This is a genomic window from Corynebacterium sp. HMSC067D03 (genome assembly GCF_001811185.1).
Taxonomy (GTDB): Bacteria; Actinomycetota; Actinomycetes; order Mycobacteriales; family Mycobacteriaceae; genus Corynebacterium; species Corynebacterium coyleae.
On record NZ_KV803831.1, the window covers coordinates 37,692 to 44,374 of the forward strand.

General features: G+C 61.5%; 8 protein-coding genes. 7 read left to right on the forward strand and 1 reads right to left on the reverse strand.

Annotated features, from left to right (window positions below; all coding sequences use genetic code 11):
* Positions 1-10 precede the first annotated feature (10 nt).
* Positions 11-1,195 (forward strand): sensor histidine kinase, encoded by a 1,185-nt coding sequence (locus HMPREF2785_RS07880; protein WP_210386104.1) that lies wholly within the window; start codon positions 11-13, stop codon positions 1,193-1,195.
* On the forward strand, positions 1,192-1,881 hold the full coding sequence (locus HMPREF2785_RS07885) for a response regulator transcription factor (RefSeq protein ID WP_070421500.1): 690 nt from the start codon (positions 1,192-1,194) through the stop codon (positions 1,879-1,881). The genes HMPREF2785_RS07880 and HMPREF2785_RS07885 overlap by 4 nt, the downstream gene beginning before the upstream one ends.
* Here HMPREF2785_RS07885 and HMPREF2785_RS07890 read toward each other — a convergent pair.
* Positions 1,863-2,762, reverse strand: a complete 900-nt coding sequence (locus HMPREF2785_RS07890; RefSeq protein ID WP_070453181.1) for a DUF3109 family protein — start codon at positions 2,760-2,762, stop codon at positions 1,863-1,865. The two genes, HMPREF2785_RS07885 and HMPREF2785_RS07890, sit on opposite strands and share 19 nt — an antisense overlap.
* A gap of 33 nt (positions 2,763-2,795) precedes the next feature.
* Here HMPREF2785_RS07890 and HMPREF2785_RS07895 point away from each other — a divergent pair, with 33 nt between their 5' ends.
* From HMPREF2785_RS07895 to HMPREF2785_RS11600, 5 genes are all read left to right on the forward strand, one after another.
* The gene (locus HMPREF2785_RS07895; protein WP_070421581.1) at positions 2,796-3,749 is read left to right on the forward strand and encodes a Ppx/GppA family phosphatase; all 954 of its coding nucleotides are present in this window, start codon (positions 2,796-2,798) and stop codon (positions 3,747-3,749) included.
* Positions 3,750-4,607: a hypothetical protein gene (locus HMPREF2785_RS07900; RefSeq protein ID WP_070614803.1), complete on the forward strand. Its 858-nt coding sequence runs from the start codon at positions 3,750-3,752 to the stop codon at positions 4,605-4,607.
* An 11-nt stretch (positions 4,608-4,618) separates the two neighbouring features.
* Complete coding sequence (gene proC / locus HMPREF2785_RS07905; RefSeq protein ID WP_070421580.1) at positions 4,619-5,431, forward strand: pyrroline-5-carboxylate reductase; 813 nt, start codon at positions 4,619-4,621, stop codon at positions 5,429-5,431.
* A gap of 181 nt (positions 5,432-5,612) precedes the next feature.
* Positions 5,613-5,804 carry a helix-turn-helix domain-containing protein gene (locus HMPREF2785_RS07910; RefSeq protein WP_070421497.1) on the forward strand — a complete coding sequence of 64 codons (192 nt, stop codon included), beginning with the start codon at positions 5,613-5,615 and terminating at the stop codon, positions 5,802-5,804.
* A 211-nt stretch (positions 5,805-6,015) separates the two neighbouring features.
* Positions 6,016-6,117 carry a 30S ribosomal protein bS22 gene (locus tag HMPREF2785_RS11600; protein ID WP_003855542.1) on the forward strand — a complete coding sequence of 34 codons (102 nt, stop codon included), beginning with the start codon at positions 6,016-6,018 and terminating at the stop codon, positions 6,115-6,117.
* Positions 6,118-6,683 lie beyond the last annotated feature (566 nt).

Consider the following 6,683-nt stretch of genomic DNA (forward strand, 5'->3'; position numbering starts at 1 on the left):
CGCTTAGGCTGTGTCGCCAGTTCTTGCGTTTATTCTCGGCGCGCTCGTCGCCGTCCCCGCTGCCCATCTCGGGCGGCGGGCATTGCGTTGGTATGCCCGAAACAGTGCGGACGACCACGATGAACACACAGGCGTGAGCACTGTCAGCGATATGTTGCACCTGGTGACACAGGGATCGCCCACCGGCATCGTCGTCGTTGGAAGAAATGGCAAGGTGCAACTGTCCAACGCGCGTGCCCACGACATGTCGCTTGTGCACGACGGCACCGTCAACCCCCGCGTACTCGACGTTGCGGAGCAGGTGATGGACGATGCGGAGCAACGTGTCATCGACATGGAGATGCCACAGCGCACCACCGGTAACCGCATCCGTAACGTGCGCGCGGTAGTTGCTCCGTTGACGCTGACGGATAACTCGTCGGTGATCATTTACGGCTCCGACGAGTCTGAGAATGTGCGGATGGAGCACGCGCGGCGTGATTTCGTCGCAAATGTCTCGCACGAGCTCAAAACCCCCGTCGGTGGCATGTCGCTGCTGGCGGAGGCGCTTCTACAAGATCCGACTGACCCGGAGATGGTCGAATACTTCGGCGGGAAACTGCACAAGGAAGCGCACCGCATGGGGGAGATGATCACGGACCTGATTGCGCTGTCGAAGTTGCAAGGCGCGGAAGCGCTGCCCGACATGGCGCCAGTGCGTGTCGACGACATCATCGACGAAGCCGTCATCCGCAACCATGTCACCGCCGAAAACCGCAAGATTGAGATCAACCGTGGCGCCCCCACTGGGCTGTACGTGCTCGGCGACAAGTCGATGCTCACAGTGGCGGTGGCCAACCTGATATCCAACGCGATCAACTACTCGCCGGATGGGCAGCCGGTGAGCATCACGCAGAAAACGGTGCGCGACAAAGCGGTGCTGATTCGTGTCACGGACCGCGGCATCGGCATTGCGCCCGAGGACCAAAAACGCGTGTTTGAGCGGTTCTACCGGGTGGATAAGGCCCGTTCTCGCTCGACAGGTGGCACTGGCCTGGGACTGGCGATTGTCAAGCACGTGGTTGCCAACCATGGCGGTAACATAACCGTGTGGTCTAGGCCCGGCACCGGCTCAACGTTCACCATTGAGTTGCCGATCTTTGACCCGGAATCTGTTCACGCCTCTGCTGGCAGAAAGGAACTTGAGCAGCAGTGACGACCATCCTTATCGTCGAGGACGAAGAGAACTTATCGGACCCGCTCGCGTTTTTGCTGGGCAAGGAAGGGTTTGAGACCAAGATCGCGCCGGACGGTCCGACGGCGCTGCAGCTCTTCGACTCTGAAGACATCGATCTGGTTCTGCTGGATCTCATGTTGCCGGGAATGAGTGGCACGGAGGTGTGCCGAAAGCTGCGTGCGGAGTCGTCGGTGCCGATCATTATGGTCACGGCGCGTGACAGTGAGATCGATAAGGTTGTCGGCCTGGAGCTGGGGGCGGACGATTACGTGACCAAGCCGTACTCCACCCGCGAACTCGTCGCCCGCATCCGCGCGGTGCTGCGCCGCGGTCCGGAGGCGGAAAGTGTGGAGGAGGCCGACGACCAGCTGCTGAAGGGCGGCCGGGTGGTCATGGACATCGACCGCCACACGGTGCTGGTGGACGGCCAGCCGGTGCCTATGCCGCTCAAAGAGTTCGACCTGCTCGAGTACCTCATGCGCAACGCCGGCCGCGTGCTCACCCGCGGCCAGTTGATCGACCGCATCTGGGGCGCCGATTACGTGGGCGACACCAAGACCCTGGACGTGCACGTCAAGCGCCTGCGCTCCAAGATCGAGGCTGAGCCGAAGCGCCCCACCCAGCTGGTTACCGTGCGCGGCCTGGGTTACAAGTTCGAGGCCTGATCCGTCGCGGGGTGGGTGGCTTTCGCCTCCCGCGGCAGGTTCGCGCGAGCCTCGCAATGCTTTGCGACGATCGCATACGGGACCTCACCAATCAGCGCAATCAACTCGTCCTTCATGGACTGCCAAATCGGCTTGAGGCTGCCGTTGTTCGGGGTGTGGCACTGCGGTGAGGCGGTGCACCACCAGTCGAAGTCCTCGCCGCCGTCGCCCCATTGGCGGCGGTCGTACTCACCGATGGTGGTGCGCAGGATCTCGTGGCCGTCGCTACGCTCTTGCCATTCATCCTCGCGGGAAAACGGCACCTGCCAGCACACTTCCGGCTTAGTGCCAACGATGTTGTGGCCTTCCGCCATCGCCCACTGGTGCAGCGCACAGCCCGCACCGGTCGGGTGGCCGGGGCGGTTGGCGAAGATGCAGGCACCGTCGACCACCTTCGTCTTGATGTGTGGGCCGTCGTCCTCTTCGTCACTGTCGTCCCACACCAGCCACGGCTCGAGCCACGTGGGGTCGTCGGCCTTGAAGAACTCATCCGTGTCGGCCGGACGCAACTGCCAGTACTTCGCCGGCATCAACGCAACGGAGTTATATACGGTGTCGCGGTCTTCTTCGTCGGCAATGTATGCGCCGTGGATGCAGCAGCCGACCGCCTGGTTGGATTCGTCGATACCCAGGCACTGTGACGTGCCAAAGCGGCACGACCAGGTGGACTCGAGCCAGGTCAGATCTAGCGAAAACGTGTGGTCAGGGTCCTCCGGGTGGACAAACTCAAACCATTCGCGCGGGAATTCCTGGGCCGTTTCCCTGCCTGCCGCAATGGAGCGACCTGCCGGGGAATCTGCCGGAAAGCCAAGAAAAACAGGATTCGGGGCTGGTTGATTCACACTTGCACACCGTAGACCCGTTACGCTGAGGTGGTGCGATTAGGTGTATTAGACGTCGGAAGCAACACCGTCCATCTTGTGGCGGTCGATGCATACGGTGGCGGACGCCCCACCCCGATGAGTGACTGGAAGCAGCCGCTGCGGCTTGTCGAGTTGCTGGATAAGAAAGGCAACATCGAACAAAAAGGCATCGACAAACTTGTCGACGCCTGCCAGGAAGCAGCCGACCTCTCCAACAATCTCAAGTGCAAAGAGGTCCTTGCCTTCGCCACCTCGGCAGTGCGCTCCGCGACGAACTCCGAGGACGTGCTGAAGCAGGTGAAGAAGAAAACCGGCGTGGACCTAGAGATCCTCTCCGGCGAAGAGGAAGCACGCCTGACCTTCCTCGCTGCCCGCCGCTGGCACGGCTGGTCCGCCGGCCGCATCACCAACCTGGACATCGGCGGTGGCTCGCTCGAGATTTCCTCAGGCACCGAAGAAATGCCGGACCTGGCAGTGTCGCTGGACCTCGGCGCTGGCCGTCTGACCCACGAGTGGTTCGACACCGACCCGCCAGAGCGTAAGAAGATCAACATGCTGCGCGACTACATCGACGCGGAACTCGCCGGCCCCGCCGAAGAATTTAAAGCACTCGGCGAGGTAGGCCTGGCGGTGGGTACGTCGAAGACGTTCCGCTCCCTTGCCCGCCTTACCGGTGCAGCACCATCGTCGGCAGGTCCGTTCGTGCAGCGCACCCTCACCGCACCCGGTTTGCGCCAGCTCATCGCGTTCATTTCACGCATGACAGCAGCGGACCGTGCGGAGCTCGAAGGCATCAATGCGGACCGATCCCACCAGATCGTCGCCGGTGCCCTCGTTGCCGAGGCTGCAATGCGCGCACTAAATATTGATAAGTTGGAGATCTGCCCGTGGGCCTTGCGTGAAGGCGTGATTCTGAAACGCATCGACCAGGGCGGTTTGAATGCCGATAAAGGAGACGACGAGTAAATGGCCGACAAGCAGCTCACGGTAGCCGAGCTCCTCGCGCGCGCCGAGAAGGAAAATCCTTCGGCCACACGACGCCCCCGGCGCCGCCGCAGCCTCGAAGACGGTGGCGTTTCGGTCGCCGAGCTCACCGACTCCTTTAAGAAGGTCAACGTCAAACCTGTCGAGGCGAAGCACTCGAGCGTGCCTATCGACGCCCCCGCCGAACCGGCAAAGACCGTCAAGCAGGAGAAGCCAGGGGAGAAGCCTGCGGAGAAGCCTGCCAAGCAGGAGAAGCCTGAAGAGGCAGTGGCCAAGGCGAAGCCGACTCAGGCTCCGCCTGCCGAGGACGACACCCACGTCATTCCGGTCGTGCGCGAAGGCGCTGCCAAGCCGGCAGGAAAGCCGGCAGAGAAGCCTGCAGGAAAACTGGCGGAGAAGCCGGTAGAGAAGCCTGCGGAGAAGCCTGCAGCACAGGCCACGGCACCTGCGGCAGCTGCGGCTGCTGTGGCGGCTCCTCAGTCGGAGGAGAAGCCGGTAGAGGAGGTAGTCGTCGATAAGCAGGATGCGGAGCTCGACCTGTTCGAGAACGACCTGCCTGACGAGGACGTCCGCGACATCGAAGTCGAGGACGCTTCCATCAACCCGATTCTGATGGTGCTGCTCGTTGGCCTGGGCGTGCTGCTGGGTGTGCTTGGGTTCCTGGCATTCAAGTGGCTGTGGGCGCACGTCATCCCAGTTGTTGCGGTGCTGCTTGGCATCGTCGCAGTGGTCGGCGTGGTTTTCGGTGTGCGTGCGATGCGCACCGGACGTGATGGTCTGAACATGGCGCTTGCAGGTATCGCTGCAGCAGTTATGGCATTTGGGCCCGCGTTGATCTAAACATGGCAACCATGGCAAACATCGCAATTATTGGCGCCGGAAATATCGGCGAAGCGCTCCTGTCGGGTCTGATCCAGTCCGGTTACGACCCGGAGAAGATCACGGCGACGAATAGGTCGTCGCAACGCAGCGAAGTATTGCGTGAGCGCTACGGCGTGCGCACCACCAACGACAACCACGAAGCCGTACAGCACGCCGACGTCGTGTTCCTGTGCGTGAAACCCGCGGGCATCCTCGACGTCATCGCCGAAATTGGCGAAGGCTTTGGCGACGCCGACAACACCCCGGTCCTGGTCTCCATGGCAGCAGGTATCACGCTGGCAGCGATGGAAGAGGCAGTGGCGCTCGCAGGCGCCCCGATCGCGCGCGTTATGCCGAATACGCCCATGCTCGTCGGTAAGGGCGTGCTTGCGGTGACCTACGGGCGTTTCGTTGACGACGAGCAGCGGCAGACCGTCGATGAACTGCTCGCCGCCGCCGGCGAGGTTGTCACCGTCACCGAACCGCAGATCGACGCAGTGACCGCAGTGTCCGGCTCCGGCCCTGCGTACTTCTTCCTTGTCACCGAAGCGATGGTGGACGCGGGCGTGTCCCTCGGCCTGCCGCGCGACCTTGCGGAGCGTCTGGCTAAGGCCACCGCGGCCGGTGCAGGCGCGATGCTGGAAGGCGAGGATGGGCCCGTGCAGTTGCGTGCCAACGTTTCGTCCCCGGCAGGCACAACCGCGCGTGCGATCCGCGAGTTGGAGGAGTCCGGTCTGCGTGGTGCGTTCTACCGCGCGATGGAGGCCTGTGCGCGCCGGTCGAAGGAACTTGGCGAGGAATAACCCCGGTAGTCACACCCGTCACAACTGATGCTGTGTGTTCACTACCTGCACTCTGAAAAAATTCTCTCCCTTAAGTCGCACTCAACCCATGTTTCACGTTAGGGTGGTTGGAGCACGTGCGTGTTCGTCCTGCGGGAGGGGAAGCCTGCAGCGCGTTTGCGTGCCGAGAGGTAAGAATTAAGTGGTTAATGAAGATAAAGGAAAGTTCCTGACGGTCGCCGAAGTCGCGGAGATTATGCGCGTCTCCAAGATGACCGTCTACCGCCTCGTTCACTCCGGCGAACTGCCTGCCGTCCGCGTAGGCCGTTCGTTCCGTGTCAACGAAAACGCGGTGAACGAATACCTGGAGTCCTCCGTCTACGACGTGGGGTAAAACCACTCCAGACCCCTACGAAACGCCCGTTCCCACCTGATTTCAGTGGGGGAACGGGCGTTTTCGGTTTTTGGCTGCTGGTCTGCACGCCTGTATGCTTGGCGTGTTCAGGTTGGCCACAACCTGTGGGAGTGTGCACCTCCCACTGTTCCGCGCAAGCGGTCGTGCCGACCACGTACGTACGAAGCAACGTTAGAAAAGAGGAAGCCTTATGGGTTCAGTTATTAAGAAGCGCCGCAAGCGTATGTCGAAGAAGAAGCACCGCAAGATGCTCCGCCGCACTCGTGTGCAGCGTCGTAAGCTCGGCAAGTAAGCCAAGCGCCGCCCGCCTCCGTTTTTGTGGAGGCGGGCTTTTTGTTTGCCTTCCGTGGAGCGGATGGTGGGGTGTGGGGTGTCTGGGATGTGGCGTCGGATTGGGGTTGGGGCGGATGGTGGGGTGGTGTTCTCCTGGTCTGTGGGCTGATCGTCTAGCTGGGCTTGTGATGCTGCTAGACGGTCTCGTTTTGGCCTCTGTGTTTGCCCTGGTGGTGTTGGGGTTGTTTGTCGTTATGGGGCTGATCGTCTAGCTGGTGTTTCGGGGTGCCAGACGATGAGCGTTGGGGTGGTGGACTGGTGTGTTCGTGGGGTTGAAACACGGTGTTTTCGTGTCTTGAGGCCTGTTATGGCGTGTGCGCTCGGAAAACGGGGGTAATTTCCGGGGGTAAGTGGGTGGTGCGGATTGCTGAACAATCCGCACGTCACACCCATTTCGAGCCGTTTTCACAGTCGTTGAACAATCCTTCCGACCGTTTTAGGGCTGTTTTGAAGTGTTGCTCCGGCATTTCCCCAGGTCGCGATTCGGCAGGGTGGGTGTTGGCTGAAAACACCCTTAAACCGCAT

What these genes read in the sequence shown, in the direction of transcription:
- HMPREF2785_RS07900 (WP_070614803.1), top strand. Translation starts at nt 3,750, where the DNA reads ATGGCCGACAAGCAGCTCACGGTAGCCGAGCTCCTCGCGCGCGCCGAG.
- proC (WP_070421580.1), top strand. Translation starts at nt 4,619, where the DNA reads ATGGCAAACATCGCAATTATTGGCGCCGGAAATATCGGCGAAGCGCTC.
- HMPREF2785_RS11600 (WP_003855542.1), top strand. Translation starts at nt 6,016, where the DNA reads ATGGGTTCAGTTATTAAGAAGCGCCGCAAGCGTATGTCGAAGAAGAAG.